The organism is Bradyrhizobium sp. CCBAU 53338, from assembly GCF_015291665.1.
In the GTDB taxonomy this organism is placed as follows: domain Bacteria; phylum Pseudomonadota; class Alphaproteobacteria; order Rhizobiales; family Xanthobacteraceae; genus Bradyrhizobium.
Genome location: NZ_CP030048.1, coordinates 5703545 through 5727400 on the forward strand (window position 1 = coordinate 5703545; position 23856 = coordinate 5727400).

The following is a 23856-nucleotide window of genomic DNA, read 5'->3' on the forward strand; positions in this document are numbered from 1 at the left end:
GCGCTTGCGACAAAAGTGGTGAGCACGCTTCGCTTTGCCCACTCTGCGGCGGTTGTTATAATCGCCGGCAAAAAGGTCCGCCATGATCCACGTCTGTTCGCTCGCCGCCCTTCCCGAAACCGTCCGTCGCACCGGAGCCAGCCATGTGCTGACCGTGATGGCCAATGTCGAGCAGGTGGCGCGGCCGGTGTCGGTACTCCCGGCCAACCATCTCAAGGTGTCGATGGACGACATCACCGAGGAGATGGACGGCTTTGTCGCACCGTCCGAAGCCCATATCGGTCAGGTGCTGAATTTCGTGCGCGGCTGGGACCGAGCTGCGCCGCTGGTGGTGCATTGCTATGCCGGTATCAGCCGCTCCACGGCGAGCGCGTTCGCCGCCGTCTGCGCGCTCAATCCCGATCGTGACGAGGTCGAGATCGCGAAGAAGATCCGTGCGGCCTCTCCGATCGCCTCGCCGAACCGGCGCATCGTCGGCCTCGCCGACCGCGCGCTCGGGCGCAACGGCCGCATGCTGCGCGCGCTCGACGAGATGGGTCCGGGCGAGATGCTGGTCGAGGGCCGCCCATTCGTGATCGCGCTCGAATGACAGCTGCGCGCGACATCGCAGGTGCGCTCCCTCTCCCGCTTGCGGGAGAGGTGCACCGAGCCCGCGGACAGATTTGCTCAATCAACTCTACACCTGCGATCATCATCGCATGAGCGACAAGCTGACGCCGATCGAGATCGGCCTGACTGCCGCGATCGTCGCGATCGAGGATCACGAGCCGCTGGTGCTGACCGCCCGCGGCGCTGACGGCTTGGCAGGACTGCCGTTCGGTCCGTTCGATGCGCCGAGCCATCGCACCTTCGAGATCGGCCTGCGCGCCTGGGTTGAAGAGCAGGCGGGATTGCGGCTCGGCTATGTCGAGCAGCTCTATACGTTTGGCGATCGCGGCCGTCATGCGGAGGCTGGCGACACCGGCGCGCATATGGTGTCGATCGGCTATCTCGCGTTGACGCGCGCCGCCGCGGGCACCGCAAACGCGGCGAGTTTCGAACCCTGGTATCGCTTCTTCCCCTGGGAGGACTGGCGCGAGGCACCGCCTGCCATCATTGCCCGCGACATCATCCCGGCGCTGACCGCATGGGCCGAGGAGGAGCCGCCGGAGACGACGCGGGCGCTGCCGCGAAAAGATCGCGTGCGGTTCTGTTTCGGTCTCGATGGCGCGGCCTGGGACGAGGAACGCGTGCTCGATCGCTACGAGCTCCTGTACGAGGCCGGCCTCGTCGAAGAGGCGCGGCGCGACGGCCGGCCTGCGGCATTGGCGCGCAAGGCGCTGCCGGCGCTCGGCACCTCGATGCGGTTCGACCACCGCCGGATCCTCGCCACCGCGATCGCCCGGCTGCGCGCGAAGCTTAAGTATCGCCCTGTGGTGTTTGAACTTTTGCCCGCCGAGTTCACACTCACTGAGTTGCAGTACACGGTGGAGGCGATCTCCGGCCGTCACCTGCACAAGCAGAATTTCCGCCGCCTGGTCGAAGCCGAAGCCCTGGTCGAACCGACCGGCGTGATGTCGACACAGACGGGCGGGAGACCGGCGGCGCTCCATCGCTTCCGCCGCGACGTGCTCCAGGAACGGCCGGCGCCCGGTTTGCGCGTACGCTCCCGGCGCTAGATCAAGGATTGCGGTCGGCCCCTGCCCGCCGATCGCCAGGAGGCCCCATGTTCGACGCCCCGTTCGACGTCTTTGCGGTAATGATTGCGATCGCCGCGTTCCTGATCGCGCTGAAAGCTTCGAACCAGGCAACCGAGCTTCGCCGGCGCCTGGGCTCGCTTGAGGCCGCGTTGCAGGCGCAGCGGCAGGTCCAGCCGCCGCCACCGCTTCCTCTGCAGGAGCTCGCGAGCACGCCCGCGGCAGAGCCGCCGCCGCTTGCACCGGAAGCCGATGTCACGCCGCCTCCGCCCGTCACCGAGGCGGCTTCGCCGCCCCCGCTCGAAGCCGGCACCGAGCCCGAAATGCCACCGCCGCTGCCGGCGCCCGCCCCCGGCTTCGAGGAACGGCTCGGCACGCGCTGGGTGGTGTGGATCGGCGGCCTTGCGCTCGCGCTCGGCGGCTTCTTCATGGTGCGCTATTCGATCGAGGCCGGCCTCGTCGGCCCCGGCGTGCGCGTTTTTCTGGGCAGCCTGTTCGCAGCCGCGCTGTTGGGCGCCGGCGAATGGACGCGGCGCAAGGAGAGCATCTCCAATATCCAGGCGCTGCCAATCGCCAACATCCCCGCAATCCTCACTGCGGCCGGGACCGCGGTGGCGTTCGCGACCGTGTATGCGGCCTACGCACTCTATGGCTTCCTGGTACCCGCCACTGCGTTCGTGCTGCTGGGCATCGTTGCGATGGGCACGCTCGCGGCGGCACTGCTGCACGGGCCGGCGCTCGCAGGCCTCGGCGTGGTCGGCGCCTTTGCAACGCCGGTGCTCGTCTCCAGCGGCAAGCCGGACTATTGGGCGCTCTACATCTATCTTGCCATCGTTACCGCCGCGAGCTTTGGCCTCGCGCGTATCCGGCTCTGGCGCTGGCTGGCTGTGACGACGATCGTCTTCGCCGTGCTCTGGATCTTCCCGGGCCTCGACAACGGTCAATTGGAGGTCGCGCCGCACGCCTTCCATGCGATCGCCGGTTTCGTGCTTGCCGCACTGCTCGTGGTCTGCGGCTTCATGTTCGGCCCGACCATCGAGGATGGGCAGATCGAGCCGGTGTCGTCCAGCGCGCTCGGCGCCTATCTGTTCGGCGCGATGCTGATCGTGCTGTCGAGCGCGCATGCCGACCTCTCGCTGATCGCATTCACGATGCTTGTTGCGGCGACGCTGTTCGTCGCCTGGCGCGCGGAGGCCGCCGTCGGGGCGCTGGGCGCCGCCGCCGCGACCGTGTTCATCGTGTTCGCCGAATGGGCGGTGCGCGCCAATCCTGACATGCTGGTCCTGCCGGGCGGACCCATGCCCGGAATCACGCCGACCGCCACCGACAGCGCGGTGATGCAGCATCTGGTGATGGCCGCGATCTTCGCCGCCGGCTTTGGCATCGCCGGCTTCTTCGCGCAGGGTCGCTCCAATTCGGCGATCGTTCCTGTGGTATGGTCGGCGGCGGGCGTCGCCACGCCGATCGCGCTCCTGGTTGCGCTCTATGCCCGCATCGCCCATCTCGATCGCTCTATTCCGTTCGCGATCGTCGCGGTGCTGCTCGCGGCCGCCTTTGGCGTCGCGACCGAAGCACTCACCCGTCGCGAGAGCCGACCCGGCCTTGCAATCTCCACGGCGCTGTTTGCGACCGGCACGCTCGGCGCGCTGGCACTGGCGCTGACCTTTGCACTGGAGAAGGGCTGGCTCACCATTGCGCTGGCGCTGATGTCGCTCGGCACCGCCTGGATTGCGATGAAGCGGCCCATCCCGTTCCTGCGTTGGCTCGCCGCGATCTTCGCCGGCATTGTCACTGCGCGCGTCGGTTATGACCCGCGCATCGTCGGCGACGCCGTCGGCACGACGCCGATCTTCAATTGGCTATTGTGGGGATATGGCCTGCCGGCGGCCTCGTTCTGGGCGGCAAGTCTCTTCTTGCGTCGCAGGGGTGATGACCCGCCGCTGCGCATCGTGGAGACCGCGGCAATCCTGTTCACCGCGCTGCTCGCCTTCATGGAGGTCCGCCATCTCGCCACCGGCGGCGACATGATCGCGGCGCCGTCATTGTTGGAGGCCGCCTTGCAGGTCTGCGTGGCGCTGGCCATGGCGATCGGACTGGAACGGCTGCGGCTGCGCAGCCACTCCATCGTGCACAATGTCGGCGCGATCGCCCTCACGGCGATCGCTGGTTTCATCAGCGTATTCGGTCTCTTCTTTCTCGAGAACCCGCTGATCTGGCACATCGATGTCGGCGGCGCCGTCTTCAACCTGCTGCTGCTCGGCTATGCGCTGCCGGCCGTGCTGCTGCTGCTGCTCGCCTATGCTGTCGTCGGCGCGCGCGGCAAGATCTACGCGAATGCGATCGCTGGCGCGGCGCTGGTGTTTGCGCTGTCGTACCTGACGCTGGAGATCCGCCGCTTCTATCACGGCCCGTTCCTCACCACCGGCGAGACCACGGGGGCCGAGCAATACACTTATTCAATCGGCTGGCTCGCCTTCGGCGTCGTGCTGCTCGGCATCGGCATTCTGGTCAACTCCGAGCGGGCGCGGCTGGCCTCGGCCGCCGTCATCGCGCTGACGATCCTGAAGGCCTTCGTGATCGACATGTCGACGCTGACAGGCGTCTACCGCGCTCTGTCGTTCATGGGCCTCGGCATCGTGCTGGTCGCGATCGGCTGGCTCTACCAGCGCATCCTGTTCCGGCGACAGATCACGCCGCCGCCGACTCCGCAGACGACAGGCAGCTGAAGATCAAGCCGCGCGGACCGACTCCAGGAACTGCGCAACCTCGACCTTGAGGCGGGTGCTGTCGGTCGCGAGCGATTTCGCCGCCGACAGAACTTCGGTCGAGGCCGAGCCGGTCTCGATCGCACCGCGCTGCACGTCGGTGATGTTCATCGAGACTTCTTGCGTGCCGAGCGAAGCTTGCTGAACGTTACGCGAGATCTCCTGCGTGGCCGCGCCCTGCTCTTCGACGGCGGCGGCGATCGCGGAGGACACTTCCGACAGCTTCTCGATGGTGCCACCGATCTCCTGGATCGCGCTGACTGATTCCTGCGTCGCGGCCTGGATGCCTGCAACCTGCGCGCCGATCTCGCCGGTCGCCTTTGCGGTCTGCTCGGCCAGCGCCTTCACCTCGGAGGCGACGACCGCGAAGCCGCGGCCGGCCTCGCCGGCGCGCGCCGCTTCGATGGTGGCGTTCAGCGCCAGCAGATTGGTCTGGCCTGCGATGGTGTTGATGAGTTCGACGACGTCGCCGATGCGGGACGCCGCCTGCGACAGCTCGTTGACCCGCGCATTGGTGCGCGCCGCCTGATCGACCGCCTCCGCGGCCATCCGCGCCGAGTCCTGCACGCGGCGGCTGATCTCGGTGACGGAGGACGACAGCTCTTCGGAAGCCGAGGCCACCGACTGCACGTTGGTCGACGCTTCCTCGGAGGCCGCCGCGACTGCGGTTGCAAGCTCCTGGCCACGCTGCGCGGTGTTGCTCAGCGTCGTTGCCGACGCCTCGAGCTCGGTCGAGGCCGAGGAAACGGTGCCGACGACCTCGCCGATCATCGCCTCGAATTTGCGGGTGATGGCGTCGACGCGGCGGCCGCGATCGATCTTGGCCTCGGCGTCGCGCGCAGCCGCCTCGTCGGCCGCCCGCTTTGCGATCAGCGCCTCCTTGAAAATCTGAAGTGCGTCGGCCATCGAGCCGATCTCGGTCTTCTCGCCGCGATGCGGCACCTCGGCCGAAAGATCGCCTTCACCGAGCGACTGCATCGGCTTGATGATCGATGCGATTCCGCGCGACACGTCGCGCACGAGGTAGTAGGCCGCACCGATCGCGATCACGACCGAGAGCACGATGATGCCGACCAGCACGCGGAAGATGGTGGCATAGCTTTCGGCGGCCTGCTTCGTTTCTAGCTCGGCGCCATGGTTGTTCAACTCGATGCCCTTCTGGAGCAGGGGATCTGCCGCCTGGGCCATCTTCGCGACCTTGGTCTGCAACATCTCGTTGGCGTCGGTCGGGAACTTGCCGGGGCTCTTGCGCGACAGCGCCATCGTCTCCTGAACGCCGGTCAGGTAGTCCGCCCAGGCCTTGGTCCACTGTTCGTAGATCGAGCGCTCTTCCGGCGAGGTGATCAGGCTCTCATAGACCTTGCGGGTCGCCTCGATGCGGTCGCGTAGAGGAATCATGCGCTTCTCTGCGGCCTCCTTGCCCTCGATGCTCTCCTGCATGAGATGCAGACGAAGGACGACGCGCAGCTCGTTGATATCGGCACGCATCGAGCCGAGCGCGCGCACGCTCGGCAGCCAGCTCTCTGCGATCTCGACGGTATGGGAATTGATGTTCTGCATCGTGCCGATCGCCACAACGCCGATGCCGGCGAGGGAGAGCACGAGGACCGACAACACGGTCAGAAGCTTGAACACGATCGACAACTTCGACATCACGACAAATCCCGATGGTACCTGAGAGCACAAGTCACCCGCGCCGCGACCATCCCGAACGACGGTGGGCGGAAGTCATTCCAACAATGCTGGCTGGTTCTTATCCCGTAAGATTGGGCCCATAGTTGCAAACAGGCGTTAACAGGAACCTACGTGGAACTGCCTCATGCGCCGCCGCTGGCGCTATCTATTCTGCAACCATGTGTTGTATTACAACGAATATCACGCCGCGTCGCACCAGCGCACCGTCAGGTGTGTGGTTCGAACAGCGACAGCTGACGGACTCAGGCTGCCCGCACGGACTCCAGGAAGCGCGCGACCTCGCTCTTCAGACGGTTGCTCTCCCGTGACAGCGACTGCGCGGACGAATGCACCTGCGCCGAGGCAGCCCCGGTCTCGCCCGCGCCGCGCTGAACCTCGCCGATATTGGCGGAAACTTCCGAAGTGCCGTGCGCGGCGTGCTGGATGTTGCGGGAGATCTCCTGCGTGGCGGCTCCCTGCTCCTCGACCGCGGCGGCGATGGTCGAGGATATCTCCGACATCCGCGCGATGGTGTCGCCGATCTCCTTGATCGCGCCGACGGAGTCCTGCGTCGCGGTCTGGATCGCGCCGATGTGCTGGCTGATCTCGCCGGTCGCCTTCGCAGTCTGCTCGGCCAGCGCCTTCACTTCGCTCGCCACCACGGCGAAGCCCCTGCCGGCCTCACCGGCACGCGCGGCTTCGATCGTCGCGTTGAGCGCCAGGAGATTGGTCTGGCCGGCGATGGTGCTGATGAGATCGACGACGTCGCCGATGCGACCCGCTGCCTTTGTCAACTCGCCGACGCGTGCATTGGTGCGCTGCGCCTGCTCGACCGCGACGTCGGCGACGCGGGCCGATTCCTGCACCTGACGACCGATCTCGGAGATCGACGACGTCATCTCCTCGCTCGCCGACGATACCGACTGCACGTTGGCGGAGGTCTCCTCCGAAGCCGACGCAACGGAGGTGGCGAGCCCTTTGGAGCGCTCGGCCGCAAGGGTCAGCGTGTTGGAGGAGGCCTCGAGCTCGTTTGCCGCCGATGAGACGGTCTCGACGATCTCGCCGACCGCCCCCTCGAAATCATCAGCGAGCCGCTTCATATCCGCCTTGCGCTGCGCACGTCGCCGCGTGTCGGCTTCCGCCTGCCCGGCGCGCAGCCGCTCCGCCTCCGTCATGTTGGACCGGAACACCTCGACCGCGCCGGCCATCTGGCCGATCTCGTCCCTCCGTCCGACGCCGGGAACGGCAATCGTGAGCTCGCCGCGCGCAAGTCGCGTCATCGCATCGACCATGCCGGACAGGGCCTTCGAGATCGAGCGTCCGAGCAAAAAGCTGATCGCCGCAAGCACAACGACAGTGACGAGAAAGGCGATCACCATCCAGAACCTGACGGCGTCGCGGGTCGCAGCTTCGGCCGCGTCGGCGTGCCTGTACATGGCATCGACGCTGGTTCGCACCTCGACCATCACCGGCGCGAGCTCGCGAAAGGTCTTCATCATCGAGGCGTCGAGAGCCGCGCTTTGTTGTGCAGTGTCAGCCCAGGCCGCGAATTCGGACAGGTATTTCTGGAGCTTGGCCGTGATGTCGTTCATCACCGCCGTCGGGACGGCGACGACCTCGATCGCATTGGAGAATTCAGCCGCGTCCTTCTTCACCTCGGCGAGATATTTGGGGTCGCGCCGCAGCATGAAGTCCATTTCGTGCCGGCGCATCGTCAGCAGCCAACTCGTCGACCTGGGATCGTCGACTTCCTTCAGCTTCGCCTCGATGTCGTCCACTGCGGCACGCAGCGAGCCGGACAGGCCGAGCGTCTCGTTCAGGCCGAGCCGGGTTTCGGCGGCGACCAGCGCGTTGAAATCCGCGGTGTAACGCTTGAAGCCCTCCTGGGCCTGCTTCGTCTTGTCAGACAGGGCGACCGTGCCCCCGCCCGACATCAGCCGTTCGATCTCGCCGAAATCGCGATTGATCGGGCCGATCAGCTCGGCATGGGCCTTGGCATAGCTCTCGTTGCGGCGTTGCTGAAAATTCTTTTCGTTGCGGCGTGCCTCCAGCATCTCGATCGAGAGCTGCTTGCTGAGGTCGGCGATCGCGCGGGCGCGGTTGGCAACGTCGCGGGAGGCGTCCTGGGAAAGACTGCCGATCTCATAGATCGCGCCGAAGGCGACCAAACCGACGAGACCGAAAAGCCCGATCGCCATCACCCTGTGGGTCAGGCGGATGGAAAGGCCGCTCATGAATGTGCTCCAAAGGCCAGGACATGATGGAGGCGGACGACTCAACGCCCCGGAATATTGCGGGAGGATCATGCCAGCGTCGCTTTTCCGGAAGGTTAACCCTGCGCCGCATTTGTCGTCGCACCGCAATATACTCGCACGCAAACGCCGCGCGATTGGGCGCGACGGTTGCGAGCGGTGTCAGTCGAGAGATGGCGGCGTCAGGCCGCGCGAACGGTGCCCAGGAACTTGCTGACCTCGACCTTGAGGCGATTGCTGTCGCCGGACAGCATCTGGGCCGCCGACAGCACTTGCGAGGATGCCGAGCCGGTCTCGCTCGCCCCGCGCTGCACGTCGGTGATGTTGGACGACACCTGATGAGTGCCCTCCGCCGCCTGCTGCACGTTGCGGGAGATCTCCTGCGTAGCCGCGCCCTGCTCCTCGACGGCGGCCGCGATGGTCGAGGAGATCTCGGACAATTTTTCGATGGTGTCGCTGATCTCCTTGATGGCGCCGACCGATTGCTCGGTCGCGGCCTGGATGCCGGTAATCTGCTGACCGATCTCGCCGGTCGCTTTCGCCGTCTGCTCGGCGAGCGCCTTGACCTCCGAGGCGACGACCGCAAAGCCGCGGCCGGCTTCACCCGCGCGCGCCGCCTCGATCGTGGCGTTGAGCGCCAGCAGATTGGTCTGGCCCGCAATCGTGTTGATCAGTTCGACCACGTCGCCGATCCGCGTTGCCGCCATCGACAGTTCGCTCATCCGCTCGGTCGTGACGCGCGCCTGGCCGACCGCCTCGTTGGCAACACGCGCGGACTGCTGGACCTGCCGGCTGATCTCGTTGATCGATGACGAGAGTTCCTCCGTTGCCGATGCCACCGACTGGACGTTGGCGGAAGCTTCCTCGGAGGCCGCTGCGACCACGGTGGCTAGCCCCTGCCCGCGCTCGGCTGTCGAGGTCAATGTCGAGGCCGAAGCCTCGAGCTCGGTTGCGGCGGAGGATACGGTCTCGACGATCTCGCCGATCGCGGATTCGAAGCTGTCGGCAAGCTTGTGCATCTCGGCCTTGCGCTGCGCCGCGGCCGCCTGATCCTGCCTGATCTTGGCCTCGGCTTCGTCGCGGGCCTTCTGTTCGGAGACGATCTTGAACTTCTCGACAGCCGCAGCGACGCCGCCGACCTCGTCCTTGCGGCCAAGACCCGGCAGCACGACGGAAAAGTCGCCGCCGGCGAGCTTGTCCATGGCGATCGTAAGCGCGCGGATCGGCCGCGCGATGGACAGGAAGGACATCAGCCAAGAGCCGATCAGGATGATCACGGCGCAGATGCCGACCATCAGCCCGATCTCCTCGCCCGAGGTCATCGCCTGCAACGCACCGGCGACTTCCTCCTCGCTCCTGTGTTTGGCGAAATCGGCAACCTGACCGGTCAACTGATCCAGTTCGGCCGCGATTGGTAGTGTGCCTTCGCGGGCAAGACGCGCTGCGTCTTCGGCAAACTTGGCGACACGCGCAGCTGCATCCGGCCCGGTGAGGGCGAGCGCCTCGCCGCGGACCGATGCGACTTGCTTCGCTCCCTTGACGTAGTTCGCGCCGAGACCGCTGAGCCTTTCGATACGCGCCCGGTTTTCCGGCGCCCGCGACAGCTTCAGCATCTGTTCGACGACCCGCGCAAAGGTCTTGGAACGTTCGATGAGCGCGTCACCCGCATTTTGCAACTCGCCTGGATTGTTCGCGAGCCTGATGTCGCGGACGGCGAGTTGCATGCTGCGCGCCGCAAGCTTGGCTTCGACCGCCTCGCGTGCAAGCTGCTGCTGCGCGACCGCGGCCTCGCTAGCCCGGCGCACGTTGCCGTTGCCGATGAACTGGCTCGCGTTCAACGCGATGACCAGGAGAATGCCGAACGCCGACGCAACAGCCAGCTTGGTCCCGATCCGCAAATTCTGAATGAGGCTCAACATGGGCACGCTTTCCTTCGGGAATGCGCAGCCAAGTCATTGTCGGCTGCCCTCGGCGTTGATCGCCCTTGCCCAAAAACTGAGCGCCTGTCGTTCCGATTTGGTTAACAACAAATCCCGGACAAATACTGGATGGCGGTCAAATGGCCGATAAAACAAGCACGTAGCACGCGCTTAACAAGTTAATCACACGCGGTGATCGGGGCCGCCATCCCGGCGTGGCTCAATGACGGACGCGCACGCGGCATCGGCACCCCGCGAATTTGCAGATGGCGTCCTAACTAGCTTTCATCCGCAGTGGTGTCAGCGCAGCACAAGGTTTCGCCGACCAGGCTGACGCGAAAGACCGGCTTCTTGTTCTCGTCGAGAAGCTCCATGCTCCACTTCGCATTCGGCTTCAGATTGCGCGCGATGCTGCCAAGCAGATTGGCGCAGACCTCGGTCATCTCGGTCCACGCGGCGGCGCGATCCTCGAACTCATAAGGCTGATCAGCGGCGCCGGAATAGCGCCCGGTGCTGATGCGAAAGAAATACAGCGACATGTTTGAACCCTTCGTAGGGCAGCCCCCCGGCCGTTACGCAAGGCTGGGGCGCCAGTCGCTACCAAGGCATAAAAACCACGGGCCGTATCACTACGGCGTCGCGGCTTCGCGTACGGTGCATTGGTCAAAGGCAGGTAAATTGTGCGCGCAGCTTTACTGCCGGACATCACTCGGTCGAGCGGCGCAACTCGAGCGGACCGTCGTTCTTCGTTTCGGATTTCGGCTCGGACTTGGCTACCGACTTCACCGGTTCGATCCGGCTGCTCTCGACCCGCGGCGTCTCGACGCGCGTTGCGACTTCGGTGCTCGGCGTATTGACCGAACCGGTGGTCTGCTCGGACCTGCGCAGCGAGCGCGGCCGGGCAACGGCGCGCGCCATCAGCATCTGATTGCCGCCCTGGTGATGAAAGTCGCAATAAGCGAAACCCATGCCCGAGACGGAGCCGCGGAAGCTGCGATCGTCGGTCTTTTCGAGGTTGAAACAAGGCTCGAACGGAATGCCCTTGATCGAGGCGCAGACATTCTGGCCGCGGATCTGGAGCGTGTTGCCGGGAAGGCGGATGTGGCGTACGGGGCCCGAGCCGGAGAACTGCACCGCGCCGGCGGCGCCGAGATCATCGAGGATGCGACCCGCACCGCGGGTGCCGTCGAAGCAGGTGAAGGCGAAGACCTTGCCGGCGACGAAACGCCGCGCCTCGTCGGCGTTCATGCTCCCGGCCAAAGCGATGGCCGGCGCAAACGTCATGACAGCCCCCAACACGATACGCGCAAGCATGCACAACTCCGAACCAACCACGCAGCGGGCGATGCCTTATCTCTTTACCCGCTGCTTACCATACTAACCATGGCGACATTGAAGCAGCTTGGTTGGTAAAGTCTGAACGCCGTTAGACGATTTTTACCACGATGCGGCCGCGGACCTGGCCGGCCAGGATTTTCGCACCCCATTCCGAGACTTCGCCAAGCGAAATTTCCGTAGTAATTTCAGATAGTTTCGACCGATCGAGATCGGAGGCGAGGCGCTGCCAGGCGGCTTTTCGCGGCGGAAGCGGGCACATCACGGAATCGATGCCGAGAAGGCACACCCCGCGCAAAATGAAGGGTGCGACAGAAGTCGGCAGGTCCATGCCGGCCGCGAGACCGCAAGCGGCGATGGCGCCACCATACTTGGTCATCGAGAGGAGATTCGCGAGCGTGGTCGAGCCGACGCTGTCGACGCCGCCCGCCCAGCGCTCCTTGGCGAGCGGTTTTGCCGGGCCCGACAATTCATTGCGGTCGATCACCTCGGCGGCCCCCAGGCTCTTCAGGTAATCGGCCTCGGAAGCCCTGCCCGTCGAGGCGATGACGTGATAGCCGAGCTTCGACAATACGGCTGTCGCAACCGAGCCGACACCGCCGGCGGCGCCCGTGACCACCACGGGGCCACTCTTCGGCGACAGGCCATGCTTCTCCAGCGCCAGCACGGACAGCATTGCCGTGAAGCCGGCAGTACCGATCGCCATGGCATCGCGCGCCGACAGGCCCTGCGGCAGGGCCACCAGCCAGTCGCCCTTCACCCGCGCCTTCTCGGCATAGGCGCCGAGATGGGTCTCGCCCATGCCCCAGCCGGTACAGACGACCGTGTCGCCCGCCTTCCACTGCGGGTGCGACGAGGCTTCGACCGTACCGGCGAAATCGATGCCGGCGATCATCGGGAAGCGGCGCACCACCGGCGCCTTGCCCGTCAGCGCGAGGCCGTCCTTGTAGTTCAGCGTCGACCATTCGACGCGGACTGTCACGTCGCCATCCATCAGTTCGGCCTCGTCGAACTGTGTGAGCGCGGCGGTGGTGCCCTTGTCCGCCTTGTCGATCCTGATCGCCTTGAATGTGGCCACGGCTTGAACTCCCTGACTTGTTTGACCGGGATGTTTAGCCGATCAGGCAGGCTGCGCAACCATCCGTGCCACCGGCTTCTCCACGATCGGAAGGTTGATCAGCGCCGAGAGGATGCCGAACAGGATCGAAAGCCACCAGATCGGCGTGTAGGAACCGAACTTCTCGAACACGATACCGCCCAGCCAGACCCCGAGGAAGCCGCCGACCTGATGGCTGACGAAGGCGAAGCCATAGAGCGTGGCCAGCCAGCGCGTGCCGAACATCAGCGCCACCAGCGCCGAAGTTGGCGGCACCGTCGAGAGCCAGGTCAGGCCGGAGACCGCGCCGAATGCGATGGCCGAGAACGGCGTGATCGGGAACGAGATGAAGGCGAGCGTTGCCAACGCGCGGGTAAAATAGATGGCGGAGAGGATGTAGCGCTTGGGCAGCGAGTTCTGGAGGTAGCCGACGCTGAGCGAGCCCATGATGTTGAACAGGCCGATCGCGGCAATCACCCAGCCACCAGTTTGCGTCGAGACACCGCGGTCGACCAGGAACGCCGGCAGATGCACGGTGATGAAAGCGAGCTGGAAGCCGCAGGTGAAGAAGCCGAGCACGAGGAGCACATAGGAGCGATGGCCGAAGGCTTCGGCAAGCGCCTTGGTAATGGTCTGCTCGTCCGCTGGCGCCGCATGGGCCGCACTTGCGACCGGCGGCGTCGAGATCGCCAGCGCGAGCGGGATGATCAGCAGCATCAGGAAGCCGAACACCGTGAGCGCCTGCTGCCAGCCGAAATTGTCGATCAGCGCCACGCCGATCGGCGCGAACAGGAACTGGCCGAGCGAGCCTGCCGCCGTACCGGCGCCAAGCGCAAGGCCGCGCTTCTCGACCGGCAGAAGCTTTGTGAAGGCCGCCAGTACCAGGTTGAACGAACAACCCGCAAGGCCAAAGCCGACCATCACACCCGCGCCAATGTTGAGCGAGAGCGGCGTCGAGGAGTAGCGCATCAGCAATAGACCGCCGGCATAGAGCAGCGCTCCGATGCACATCACGCGGAACAGGCCGAAGCGATCGGCGATCGCGCCCGCAAAGGGCTGACCCAATCCCCACAGCAAGTTCTGAAAGGCGATGGCGAGGCCAAACACGTCGCGGCCCCAGGCAAATTCATGGCTCATCGGCTGCACGAAGAAGCCGAGCGCCGAGCGCGGGCCGAAGCCGAGCATGCCGATGGCGCAGCCGCAGAGAATGATGACGGCTGGTGTGCGCCAACCGGAGGAACGAGATGCAGGAGCGAGGTCGCCCGCTTGTATCGACATGGGTCTTGCTCATCGTTTCTCGGCGGATCCGGGATAGGTAACCGCGAGGCCGCCATTTAATGCAGATGCATTAAAATCCCAAGTCGAAAGTGATTGCGTTGCGCGGGGGGCTCTTGCGGGAGCATTGCGTTTCATCGCGACCTTTCCTTGGGCGCGAGCCGCGGCTTGACGTGAATGTGTGCGAAGGGGTCTGGCGGTCCTGGCCGTGCCATGCTAAGTTTGATCTACTCAGATTGAGCATATATAGCTTCACCTGAAATCCGCCCCGGCCTCTCGGCCGGATTTCTCGGGCTCTATATATACTCATATTGAGCATATATAACTGACATGGGAGGCTTCGATGCCGATCGCAGGAATTTACGGCCCCGACGATTTCGCCAGCCGGCCGCAGGGCCAGCCCACCTCCGCCCCACCGGCGGCGGGGCGACGAGGACCCGCGCTGCCGCGTCCTTCGCTCGAATGGACCAGTGAAGTCGAACGCGCCACCGCGCCGATCTACGAGCGCATCAAGCACGTGATCCCGCCGATCGAGTGGCCGCTGATGGCGCCGACGATTCACGCGATCAACCAGCTCAAGCGCGCACGGAACGCGGTGATCCTCGCCCACAACTACCAGGCGCCGGAGATATTTCATGGCGTCGCCGACATCGGCGGCGACTCGCTCCAGCTCGCCGTCGAAGCCACCAAGGTGAAGGCCGACATCATCGTTCAATGCGGCGTGCACTTCATGGCGGAAACCTCAAAACTGCTCAATCCGGACAAGACGGTGCTGATCCCCGATACGCGCGCCGGCTGCTCGCTCGCCGCCAGCATCACCGGCGCCGATGTGCGCCTGCTCCGCGAAAAATTTCCGGGCGTGCCTGTCGTCGCTTATGTCAACACCTCGGCGGAGGTGAAGGCCGAAGTCGACATCTGCTGCACCTCGTCGAATGCGATGCAGGTAGTCGAGAGCCTGAATGCGCCCACCGTGATTTTCCTGCCCGACCGCTATCTGGCGACCTATGTCGCCTCGAAGACCAACGTCAGGATCATCGCCTGGAAAGGCGCGTGCGAAGTGCACGAACGCTTCACCGGCGACGAGTTGCGCGCCTTCCGCGACGCCGATCCCTCCGTGCAGATCATCGCGCATCCCGAATGCCCGCCCGACGTGCTGGCGGAGGCCGATTTTACCGGCTCGACCGCGCACATGATCAACTGGGTACGCCAGCGGCGGCCGAAGCGTCTCGTGATGATCACGGAATGCTCGATGGCCGACAATGTCCGCGCTGAGCTGCCCGACGTCGAGATGCTACGCCCCTGCAATCTTTGCCCGCACATGAAGCGCATCACGCTGTCCAACGTCCTGGAGAGCCTGCTGACATCAGGCGAGGAAGTGACGATCGATCCGGCGCTTGCGCAGCGTGCGCGGCGGTCAGTCGAGCGGATGATCAATCTGAAGAATTGAGGCCTGACATGACGAGCAACATCCACAACCTCACCCGCTCCACCGACGACGTCGTCATCGTCGGCGGTGGCCTCGCCGGGCTGTTCTGCGCGCTCAAGCTTTCGCCGCGGCCGGTGACACTGATCTCGGCGGCACCGCTTGGACAGGGCGCATCGTCCGCATGGGCGCAAGGCGGCATCGCGGCCGCAGTCGCCGACGGCGACAGTCCCGAAGCACATGCCGCGGACACGATTGCGGTCGGCGGCGGCATCGTCGACGAAGCCATTGCGCTCGGCATCGCGCGCGAGGCTGGCCTGCGCGTTCACGATCTGCTCGCGTATGGCGTGCCGTTCGATCGGGATCTCGAAGGTCGGCTTGCCGTGGGGCGCGAAGCTGCGCATTCGGCACGCCGCATCGTTCATGTCCGTGGCGATGGCGCGGGTGCCGCGATCATCGCGACCCTGAACGAGGCCGTGCGCCGCACGCCGTCGATCCGCCTGATCGAGGGCTTCGTCGCAGAAGCACTACTGACCGAAGATGGCTCCGTCACCGGACTTCAATTGCGCGAGGCGGGTAATTTGGCAGCGACGCCCGTGATGATCGCCTCGCGCACCATCGTGCTCGCGACCGGCGGCATCGGCCATCTCTATGCCGTCACCACCAATCCGACTGAGGCCAACGGATCTGGCCTTGCGATCGCGGCGCGCGCCGGCGCCCTGATTGCCGATCCGGAATTCGTGCAGTTTCACCCAACCGCCATCATGACCGGCCGCGACCCGGCGCCGCTCGCGACAGAGGCGTTGCGCGGCGAAGGCGCAACGCTGATCAACGCTGACGGCGAACGTTTCATGGCGCCGCTTCATCCCCTTGCCGAGCTCGCACCGCGCGACATCGTGGCCCGCGGCGTGTTTGCCGAGATCGCGGCGGGACGCGGAGCTTTCCTCGATGCGAGGCAGGCACTCGGCGCGCGCTTCGCCGACAAATTCCCCACCGTGCATGCGAGCTGCATCGCCGCCGGCATCGACCCGGCGACGCAAGCCATCCCGATCGCGCCGGCCGTGCATTATCACATGGGCGGCATTGCCGTGGACACACGCGGGCGCAGCTCGATCGACGGACTCTGGGCTGGCGGCGAGGTGTCGTCCACCGGCATGCATGGCGCCAACCGGCTTGCGTCGAATTCGTTACTGGAAGCCGTGGTTTATGCCGCTCGCATCGCCGAGGACATCGCGGGTCAAGCGATCCCCTCGCCGGCTCGCCTCCCCCAGGCGCTGGCCACGCCGCGCGCCGGCGCGCTGGATGCGAGCGTCGTGAAGCGGCTGCGGGCGATGATGAGCGCGAATGTCGGCGTGATCCGCGAGCGCGACGGACTTGCGGACGCCGTGCGCAGTTTTGCCGCGCTCGAGCACGCGGCGACAAGCATCGTGGTTCGCAACATCGCAACAACAGCTCTGCTCGTGGCGGCCTCAGCCTGGAGCCGGCGCGAGAGCCGTGGCGCGCACTGCCGGGCCGACCATCCTGCGGAAGTCCCCGCACTCGCGCGGCGAACAATGACGACACTCGCCGAAGCACACGACGTTGCGGACGGCCTCACCGAACATTCGACACCGCGCATCGCGCAATCCATGATCGCCTGACGGAGCCCTTTATGATCACCCCGACCTCCCTGCTCTATCCCGACGCATTCCTGTCACCGCTGGCCATCGACGATGCCGTTCGGCGTGCGCTCGACGAGGATCTCGGGCGCGCCGGCGACATCACCTCGCTCGCGACGATCCCGGAAGCAACAAAAGCGCAGGCCGCCCTCGTGGCGCGACAGTCCGGAGTCATCGCCGGCCTGCCGCTGGCAGTGGCGACCTTGCATAGGCTCTCGTCCGACATCGAGGTCCGCGCGCATGTCCGCGACGCCGGGCGCGTCACCCGCGGGCAGCATGTGCTGACGATCTCAGGTCCGGCGCGTGCCATTCTCACCGCCGAGCGAACTGCGCTGAATTTCGTCGGGCGTCTCTCCGGCATCGCCACGCTCACGGCCGCCTACGTCGCGCGCACCGAAGGCACCAAGATGCGCATCTGCTGCACGCGAAAGACCACGCCGGGATTGCGGGCGCTGGAGAAATATGCGGTGCGTTGCGGCGGCGGCTTCAATCACCGTTTCGGGCTCGACGATGCGATCCTGGTCAAGGACAACCACATCGCGGTCGCCGGCGGCATCCGCCCCGTTCTGGAGCGCGCCCGCGCCCATGCCGGTCATCTCGTCAAGATCGAGATCGAGGTGGATACACTGGCGCAGCTCCGCGAGGTGCTCGACACGGGAATGGCCGAGGCCGTGCTGCTCGACAACATGGATATCGCGACGCTGCGCGAAGCTGTCAGGATGACGGAAGGCCGCCTGAAGCTGGAGGCCTCCGGCGGCGTCACGCTGGACTCGATTGCCGGGATCGCGGCCACCGGCGTCGACTACGTCTCGTCAGGCGCGCTGACGCATTCGGCGCCGAACTTCGACTGCGCAATGGATATTGCGGCGTGAGATGCGCTCAGCGCCGCTCGGTCACGCCCATCTCGGCTGAGCTCTTGGCTTCCTGCACGAGCTCGGCCGAGAGCGCGGCGGTCTGCGCCGGCGTGCCCCAACTCGGCTCCTCGTCGCCGTCGCCCCAGGCGCGGGGCCTGTAGAAGGTGTGAACGCCGAATTTGTACATCTTCTTCATCTCGGCGACCCAGGATGGACGCACCCAATAGGCATGATAGTGCGTCGACTTGCCGACCTCGGGCAGCCAGATCTGGCCATCGAGCATCGCCTTCGAAATCTTCCTGGCCCGCTCCCACATCTCGGGCTCGCGGATCACGTCGGGATTGTTGTCGCAGGCGAAAGTGAACTGGCAGGCGAAGTGGCGGTACTTGTTCTGGTAGACGACGCCGCAGACGTTGTCGGGGTATTTGCCGGAGAATACGCGGTTCATCACCACCTGCGCGACCGCGATCTGGCCGCGCACGGCCTCGCCGCGGGATTCGAAATACACCGCCTCGGCGAGGCACTTTTCCGACTTCGCGCGCGACTTCTCGTCCAGCGCCAGCCGCTCGGCCGGCGATTTGGAGCGCTGGTTGTCGGCGTTGACCTCGCCCTTCGGCGCGACGCTCTCGCCGCTCTCACCCGCATTTCCGGCGCCCTCGTTCGGCGGCGACAGCGAGGCGACTTTCAAATCAGGATCGGGCATCACGATCAGCGGCTCGGCGCCGGGCTGCCAGCTCTCGATGCTCTCGAGATTGCCGCCAAGCGAGGAGCTGCCGAAGAACAGGTTCGAGGTCTTGACGCTGAAAGGGTCGCGCGGCGGAGCGGCGACCGCCGCCTGCTTCAGTGCGTTGAGCGGCTGCGCCGCGAAAGACAGGGCATTGTCGTCCGCCTTCGGTGCACCGGTATATTGGGCCAATGGCGGCGCGCGCATCGCTTCCTGGAGTTCGGGATCGAGCGCTGCCGCGGACTCAGGCGACATCGCCTGCGGCTGCGCGACGGGCAACTCAGCCGTTTTGGCACCAAATACCGAGCTGTTCGAGGTCGCGGGATCATGCTGCGGGGGCGCCGCGGCAGGCTCGCTCGTGTCAGGCACTGGCGTCGGCGTCACGGTGGCAAGACGGTCGCCCTTCAGCGCACGCTCGACCTTGGGAAAATCGGAGGCCCGGTAGCGCGCCGGTGCCTGCAGTGCCGGATTGCCGCGAGAAATGGTGCCGGTGACGTCGCGGCTGTCGAGGCTCGCGAGGCGAACCATCGCGCTCTGCGGCGCAGACGTCCCGATCGGGCGAGAGAAGCTGTAAGTCGCGAGCTGAATGGACGAGGCCGCAGAGAATACCTGCTTCTGCCAGCGCTCGACGACGCCGGGCTGACGCGCCAGCAACGAGCCTATGTCCTGATAGCCGATCTCTCTGGGCATCAATGTGAAGACCAGGAGACCGATTCCGAAGGACGCGAACTGCGCGCCCTTCGGATGGTTACGCAACACTGACATCGATACGCTCACGCTACGCTTACGCCAGTTTTCGACCGAACCCAGTACATCCGTGCAATTCGATCTTTATCGTAAGTATCCAATTTAGGTTGCCGGGGCGTTAATCGGCGTTGCGCTGCCGACACACTCAAGCCGCCTCAAGTGTTTTCGCGGAGCGATGCTGCGCATTGGTAAATGCGGGCTGATCTGAAGCGGTAAACAAGTGCTCAATGCAAATGGTGAAGGAACTCTTGCTGACGCGTATCAATACGGGACGCGTGCGTTTCCTCGGTCGTCATTGCTACCGTAGCTTCCACATCATCGGTGTCATGCGCCGGTTTGACCGGGGAAAACCATTACGTCGCAGCCCCTCGATTGAAGCAATGCTTGCTCGGAGCACCGGATCGCCCGGTCAAGCGGGCGATGACAGCGAGGGTGTGACGACAGCGTTGTCTCAAATGAAGGTCGCCTGAAACGAAAAGAGGCGGAGCCAAGCCCCGCCTCTTTCGCATCGCATATGTCGCTTTAACTTACGCCTGGCTCGCAATCGCCTTGCCGAGTGCGGCTTGTGCTGCAGCAAGCCGTGCGATCGGCACGCGGTAGGGCGAGCAGGAGACGTAGTCGAGGCCGACATCGTGGCAGAACGCGACGGAGGCGGGATCGCCGCCGTGCTCGCCGCAGATGCCCATCTTGAGCTTCGGCCGTGTCTTGCGGCCGCGCGCCACTCCGATCTTGACCAGCTCGCCGACGCCTTCCTGGTCGAGCGAGATGAAGGGATCGATCGAGAGAATACCCTTTGCGACATACGGACCGAGGAAGCTCGCGGCGTCGTCGCGACTGATGCCGTAAGTGGTCTGCGTCAGGTCGTTGGTACCGAACGAGAAGAACTCGGCGCTTTCGGCGATCTCGGACGCGAGCAGACAGGCGCGCGGCAGCTCGATCATGGTGCCGACTTGATAGGCGATCTTGGTGCTGGTATCGCGCATCACGGCCTTCGCGGTTGAATCGATCCGCGCCTTGACGAGGTCGAGCTCGGCCTTGGTCGCGATCAGCGGCACCATCACCTCGAGGCCGACGGCCTTGCCGGTGCGCTTCTCGGCTTCGACCGCAGCTTCGAAGATCGCGCGTGCCTGCATCTCGGCGATCTCGGGGTAGGCGATCGCGATGCGGCAGCCGCGGAAGCCGAGCATCGGATTGAACTCCGACAGCTCGCGGGCGCGGTCGGCCAGACGCCGCGGATCGGTGTTCATGGCGCGCGCCACTTCCTCGACCTCGGCGTGGGTGTGCGGCAGGAATTCATGGAGGGGAGGATCCAAAAGCCGGATCGTGACGGGCAGGCCCTTCATGATCTCGAACAGCTCGACGAAGTCGGCGCGCTGCATCGGCAGAAGCTTTGCCAGCGCGGCACGACGCGACTGCTCGTCTTCGGAGAGGATCATCTCGCGCACCGTGCGGATGCGCGTCTCTTCGAAGAACATGTGCTCGGTGCGGCAGAGACCGATGCCTTCCGCGCCGAACTTGATCGCGGTGCGAGCGTCGTCCGGCGTGTCGCCGTTGACGCGGACGCCGATCTTGCGGACCTGGTCGGCCCAGTTCATCAGCGTACCGAACTCGCCGGAGAGCTCCGGCTCGATCATCGGCATGCGGCCGGCCAGCACCTGGCCGAGCGAGCCGTCGATGGTGATGACATCGCCGGCCTTGAAGGTGCGCGAGCCGATGCTCATGGTGCCGCGGCCGTAATCGACGCGGATGGTGCCGCAGCCGGAGACGCAGGGCTTGCCCATGCCGCGGGCGACGACTGCCGCGTGCGAGGTCATACCGCCGCGGGTGGTCAGGATGCCCTCGGCGGCGTGCATGCCGTGGATGTCTTCCGGGCTGGTCTCGATGCGGACCAGAATCACCTTGCGTCCGTCGCCCTGGAGCTTGGCCGCTTCGTCCGAGGAGAACACGATCTCGCCGGAGGCAGCTCCCGGCGACGCCGGCAAGCCGGTCGCGATCACGTCGCGCTTGGCGTTGGGATCGATGGTCGGGTGCAGCAGCTGGTCGAGCGAAGCGGGATCGATCCGCGTTACCGCTTCCTTCTTGCTGATCAGGCCTTCATTGGCGAGCTCGACCGCGATGCGCAGCGCCGCCTTCGCGGTGCGCTTGCCGCCGCGGGTCTGGAGCATCCACAGCTTGCCCTGCTCGACCGTGAACTCCATGTCCTGCATGTCGCGGTAGTGCTTCTCGAGCAGCGTGTAGATCCGCGTCAGTTCCTTGAAGGCCTCGGGCATCGCCGCTTCCATCGACGCCTTGTCGGAGCCCGACTCTTTCCGCGCCTCTTCGGTGATGTCCTGCGGCGTGCGGATGCCCGCCACCACGTCCTCGCCCTGCGCGTTGATCAGGAACTCACCATAGAGCTTGCTCTCGCCGGTCGAGGGATTGCGGGTGAAGGCAACACCGGTCGCCGAGGTCTCGCCCATGTTGCCGAACACCATGGCCTGCACGTTGACCGCGGTGCCCCAGGATTCCGGAATGTCGTGCAGCTTGCGGTAGGTCACCGCGCGCGCGTTCATCCAGGATGAGAACACCGCGCCGACCGCGCCCCAGAGCTGGTCATGCGGATCCTGCGGGAATTCCTTGCCAGTCTCGCGTGCGACCGCGTCCTTGTACTTGCCGACCAGGTCGACCCAGTCCTCGGCGGTAAGGTCGGTGTCGAGCGTATAGCCCTGGCTGTCCTTGAAGGTGTCGAGGATCTCCTCGAAGTGATGATGCTCGAAGCCGAGCACCACGTCGGAATACATGGTGATGAAGCGGCGATAGCTGTCATAGGCGAAGCGGCGGTCGCCGGAGAGTTCCGACAACGCTTCCACCGTCTTGTCGTTGAGACCGAGATTGAGCACGGTGTCCATCATGCCCGGCATCGAGGCGCGCGCGCCGGATCGCACGGAGACGAGCAGCGGGTTCCTGGTGTCGCCGAACACCTTGCCGGTCAACTTGCCGACATAATCCAGCGCCTTCTCGACCTGCGACTGCAATTCCTTCGGATAGGATTTGTCGTGGGCGTAGAAGTAAGTGCAGACCGAGGTCGGGATGGTGAAGCCCGGAGGCACCGGCAGGCCGAGATTGGCCATCTCGGCGAGGTTGGCGCCTTTGCCGCCGAGCAGGTCGCGCATCTCCGTGCGGCCCTCGGCCCTGCCGTCACCGAAGGTGAAGACCCACTTGTTGGCCGGGATCTTGGCTGGTGCGTTCTTGGCCGGAGCCGCCTTCGCAGCAACGCTCTTGGTCGCAGCCTTGGCTGCCGGCTTGGCGGCGGCCTTCGCAACCGTCTTGGCGACCGGCTTCGGCGCGCTCTTCACGGCGCTCTTGGCAAGCGTCTTGCGTGCCGCCGGCGCGGCCTTCGCCTTGGCGGAGGACTTTGATTTCGCTGGGGATTTCTTAGGCTTCGAGGCGGCTTTGGCCATAGCTTGCACACAACCTGCGAGAGGAACGGGAAATTGCGGGCCTTACACCATTTTGGGCGGGCCCGCGCAAGTCGAAGAGTTCCGGAAAATGAAGGCCTAGAGATGGAGCCACTTCAACAAACCGAGCCCGATCGCGCCATTGATGATGAGAAATATCGCGACGATCAGGTTCAGCAGGCGCGGCATGATCAGGATCAGCACACCCGCAAGCAGGGACAGGAGCGGCGAGATGTGGGCGACGGTGATATGCATGAATTTTCTTTCCGAGCGTTAGGGCGAATCGCGGGCGGATCATACCGGACCGGGTTCCGTGGGTAGAGACGCGCGGGCCGCCCGACGGGTTCCGCCGTTCGCGAAAACTGCCCGAAATTGCCGCTGATGCGGCAAGGCTTTTTCGGAACATCGCGCGCGGCGCAGCATTGGCAACCGGTCGCGCCACTGGCGCGTCCCGTAAAACCACGTCGCAAAAGCACGTCGAAGGAGTTGCCCATGCGGAACAGGATTCTCGCCCTTGCAGCGCTCGCGGCCGCGATCGGCTCGCCCGTCGCGGCGCAGGCGCAAACCGGGATCACGGTGGGACGCGCGCCCGTCGTGGTCGATAGCGGCCCGACGATTGCGGTCGAGCAGCGGCCGGCTTTCCGTGACTATGTCGTCGAGCAACGTGTGCCGGCCTTCCATATTCCGGATCGCGTGATCGTCGGTGCCACCTTACCTGAAACCGGCATCACCTATTATGACGTGCCGCAGCGTTTCGGCGCGACGACCTATCGCTACACCGTCGTGAACGGCGAGACGGTGCTGGTGGAGCCGCGCTCGCGACGCATCGTCGAGGTGATGGACTGATGTTGGTCGACTAGATGTCCGGCGCGCCATTTCAATCAGGCTGGCGCGAGCAGTGTTGATCGGACATCAGGCCCTGCCCGGTCTTCCCCCCGCCGGGCGGGGCATGTTTTGTGCCGTCATTCCGTGGCGCGCGCAGCGCGAGCCCGGAATGACACTGGTGTTTGCCGCGCGAGCG

At 65.1% G+C, this 23856-nt stretch carries 18 protein-coding genes; 8 read left to right on the top strand and 10 right to left on the bottom strand.

Going from position 1 to position 23856, the window contains the following annotated elements:
* Positions 1–82 precede the first annotated feature (82 nt).
* The 3 genes from XH90_RS26705 (at position 83) to XH90_RS26715 (ending at position 4402) form a co-directional block, all read left to right on the top strand.
* Positions 83–589, top strand: coding sequence for a tyrosine phosphatase family protein (locus tag XH90_RS26705; protein ID WP_194477277.1), 507 nt, complete (start codon positions 83–85; stop codon positions 587–589).
* Between the two features lie 109 nt (positions 590–698).
* Entirely contained in the window at positions 699–1658 is a 960-nt protein-coding gene (locus tag XH90_RS26710) for an NAD regulator (RefSeq protein ID WP_194477278.1), read from the top strand.
* A gap of 47 nt (positions 1659–1705) precedes the next feature.
* A complete protein-coding gene (locus XH90_RS26715) occupies positions 1706–4402 on the top strand; it encodes a DUF2339 domain-containing protein (protein WP_194477279.1) in 2697 nt (898 codons plus the stop codon).
* 3 nt (positions 4403–4405) lie between these two features.
* On the opposite strand, the gene XH90_RS26720 is transcribed toward XH90_RS26715, so the two are convergent.
* From XH90_RS26720 to XH90_RS26750, 7 genes are all read right to left on the bottom strand, one after another.
* On the bottom strand, positions 4406–6094 hold the full coding sequence (locus XH90_RS26720) for a methyl-accepting chemotaxis protein (RefSeq protein ID WP_194477280.1): 1689 nt from the start codon (positions 6092–6094) through the stop codon (positions 4406–4408).
* Positions 6095–6378: 284 nt separating this feature from the next.
* Entirely contained in the window at positions 6379–8349 is a 1971-nt protein-coding gene (locus XH90_RS26725; RefSeq protein ID WP_194477281.1) for a methyl-accepting chemotaxis protein, read from the bottom strand.
* A gap of 200 nt (positions 8350–8549) precedes the next feature.
* Positions 8550–10286 (bottom strand): methyl-accepting chemotaxis protein, encoded by a 1737-nt coding sequence (locus XH90_RS26730; protein ID WP_194477282.1) that lies wholly within the window; start codon positions 10284–10286, stop codon positions 8550–8552.
* A gap of 278 nt (positions 10287–10564) precedes the next feature.
* Positions 10565–10825: a hypothetical protein gene (locus XH90_RS26735; RefSeq protein WP_194477283.1), complete on the bottom strand. Its 261-nt coding sequence runs from the start codon at positions 10823–10825 to the stop codon at positions 10565–10567.
* Positions 10826–10991: 166 nt separating this feature from the next.
* Positions 10992–11600, bottom strand: a complete 609-nt coding sequence (locus XH90_RS26740; protein WP_194477284.1) for a hypothetical protein — start codon at positions 11598–11600, stop codon at positions 10992–10994.
* A gap of 112 nt (positions 11601–11712) precedes the next feature.
* The gene (locus tag XH90_RS26745; protein WP_194477285.1) at positions 11713–12699 is read right to left on the bottom strand and encodes an MDR family oxidoreductase; all 987 of its coding nucleotides are present in this window, start codon (positions 12697–12699) and stop codon (positions 11713–11715) included.
* A gap of 42 nt (positions 12700–12741) precedes the next feature.
* On the bottom strand, positions 12742–13995 hold the full coding sequence (locus XH90_RS26750) for an MFS transporter (RefSeq protein WP_194477286.1): 1254 nt from the start codon (positions 13993–13995) through the stop codon (positions 12742–12744).
* Between the two features lie 340 nt (positions 13996–14335).
* On the opposite strand from XH90_RS26750, the gene nadA reads away from it, so the two are divergent.
* From nadA to nadC, 3 genes are read left to right on the top strand one after another with little or no spacing between them, the layout of a single operon-like run.
* The gene (gene nadA, locus XH90_RS26755) at positions 14336–15439 is read left to right on the top strand and encodes a quinolinate synthase NadA (protein ID WP_194477287.1); all 1104 of its coding nucleotides are present in this window, start codon (positions 14336–14338) and stop codon (positions 15437–15439) included.
* An 8-nt stretch (positions 15440–15447) separates the two neighbouring features.
* A complete protein-coding gene (locus XH90_RS26760) occupies positions 15448–17055 on the top strand; it encodes an L-aspartate oxidase (protein WP_194477288.1) in 1608 nt (535 codons plus the stop codon).
* An 11-nt stretch (positions 17056–17066) separates the two neighbouring features.
* Positions 17067–17945 (top strand): carboxylating nicotinate-nucleotide diphosphorylase, encoded by an 879-nt coding sequence (gene nadC, locus XH90_RS26765; protein ID WP_194477289.1) that lies wholly within the window; start codon positions 17067–17069, stop codon positions 17943–17945.
* Between the two features lie 7 nt (positions 17946–17952).
* Here the strand turns inward: nadC and XH90_RS26770 are convergent, their stop codons facing one another.
* Entirely contained in the window at positions 17953–19416 is a 1464-nt protein-coding gene (locus XH90_RS26770) for a cell wall hydrolase (protein ID WP_194477290.1), read from the bottom strand.
* 209 nt (positions 19417–19625) lie between these two features.
* Here XH90_RS26770 and XH90_RS26775 point away from each other — a divergent pair, with 209 nt between their 5' ends.
* Positions 19626–19868, top strand: coding sequence for a hypothetical protein (locus XH90_RS26775; protein ID WP_194477291.1), 243 nt, complete (start codon positions 19626–19628; stop codon positions 19866–19868).
* A gap of 57 nt (positions 19869–19925) precedes the next feature.
* On the opposite strand, the gene ppdK is transcribed toward XH90_RS26775, so the two are convergent.
* Both ppdK and XH90_RS26785 read right to left on the bottom strand, forming a co-directional pair.
* Positions 19926–22838 (bottom strand): pyruvate, phosphate dikinase, encoded by a 2913-nt coding sequence (gene ppdK, locus XH90_RS26780; RefSeq protein WP_194477292.1) that lies wholly within the window; start codon positions 22836–22838, stop codon positions 19926–19928.
* A 96-nt stretch (positions 22839–22934) separates the two neighbouring features.
* Positions 22935–23090, bottom strand: coding sequence for a DUF3096 domain-containing protein (locus XH90_RS26785; RefSeq protein WP_014497329.1), 156 nt, complete (start codon positions 23088–23090; stop codon positions 22935–22937).
* A 237-nt stretch (positions 23091–23327) separates the two neighbouring features.
* Here XH90_RS26785 and XH90_RS26790 point away from each other — a divergent pair, with 237 nt between their 5' ends.
* Positions 23328–23681 carry a DUF1236 domain-containing protein gene (locus XH90_RS26790; RefSeq protein ID WP_194477293.1) on the top strand — a complete coding sequence of 118 codons (354 nt, stop codon included), beginning with the start codon at positions 23328–23330 and terminating at the stop codon, positions 23679–23681.
* The last annotated feature ends 175 nt before the right edge of the window (positions 23682–23856 follow it).

Coding starts and splice junctions, on each gene's coding strand:
- XH90_RS26705 (WP_194477277.1), top strand. CDS start 83: ATGATCCACGTCTGTTCGCTCGCCGCCCTTCCCGAAACCGTCCGTCGC.
- XH90_RS26710 (WP_194477278.1), top strand. CDS start 699: ATGAGCGACAAGCTGACGCCGATCGAGATCGGCCTGACTGCCGCGATC.
- XH90_RS26715 (WP_194477279.1), top strand. CDS start 1,706: ATGTTCGACGCCCCGTTCGACGTCTTTGCGGTAATGATTGCGATCGCC.
- XH90_RS26720 (WP_194477280.1), bottom strand. CDS start 6,094: ATGTCGAAGTTGTCGATCGTGTTCAAGCTTCTGACCGTGTTGTCGGTC.
- XH90_RS26725 (WP_194477281.1), bottom strand. CDS start 8,349: ATGAGCGGCCTTTCCATCCGCCTGACCCACAGGGTGATGGCGATCGGG.
- XH90_RS26730 (WP_194477282.1), bottom strand. CDS start 10,286: ATGTTGAGCCTCATTCAGAATTTGCGGATCGGGACCAAGCTGGCTGTT.
- XH90_RS26735 (WP_194477283.1), bottom strand. CDS start 10,825: ATGTCGCTGTATTTCTTTCGCATCAGCACCGGGCGCTATTCCGGCGCC.
- XH90_RS26740 (WP_194477284.1), bottom strand. CDS start 11,600: ATGCTTGCGCGTATCGTGTTGGGGGCTGTCATGACGTTTGCGCCGGCC.
- XH90_RS26750 (WP_194477286.1), bottom strand. CDS start 13,995: ATGTCGATACAAGCGGGCGACCTCGCTCCTGCATCTCGTTCCTCCGGT.
- nadA (WP_194477287.1), top strand. CDS start 14,336: ATGCCGATCGCAGGAATTTACGGCCCCGACGATTTCGCCAGCCGGCCG.
- XH90_RS26760 (WP_194477288.1), top strand. CDS start 15,448: ATGACGAGCAACATCCACAACCTCACCCGCTCCACCGACGACGTCGTC.
- nadC (WP_194477289.1), top strand. CDS start 17,067: ATGATCACCCCGACCTCCCTGCTCTATCCCGACGCATTCCTGTCACCG.
- XH90_RS26770 (WP_194477290.1), bottom strand. CDS start 19,416: ATGTCAGTGTTGCGTAACCATCCGAAGGGCGCGCAGTTCGCGTCCTTC.
- XH90_RS26775 (WP_194477291.1), top strand. CDS start 19,626: ATGCAAATGGTGAAGGAACTCTTGCTGACGCGTATCAATACGGGACGC.
- ppdK (WP_194477292.1), bottom strand. CDS start 22,838: ATGGCCAAAGCCGCCTCGAAGCCTAAGAAATCCCCAGCGAAATCAAAG.
- XH90_RS26785 (WP_014497329.1), bottom strand. CDS start 23,090: ATGCATATCACCGTCGCCCACATCTCGCCGCTCCTGTCCCTGCTTGCG.
- XH90_RS26790 (WP_194477293.1), top strand. CDS start 23,328: ATGCGGAACAGGATTCTCGCCCTTGCAGCGCTCGCGGCCGCGATCGGC.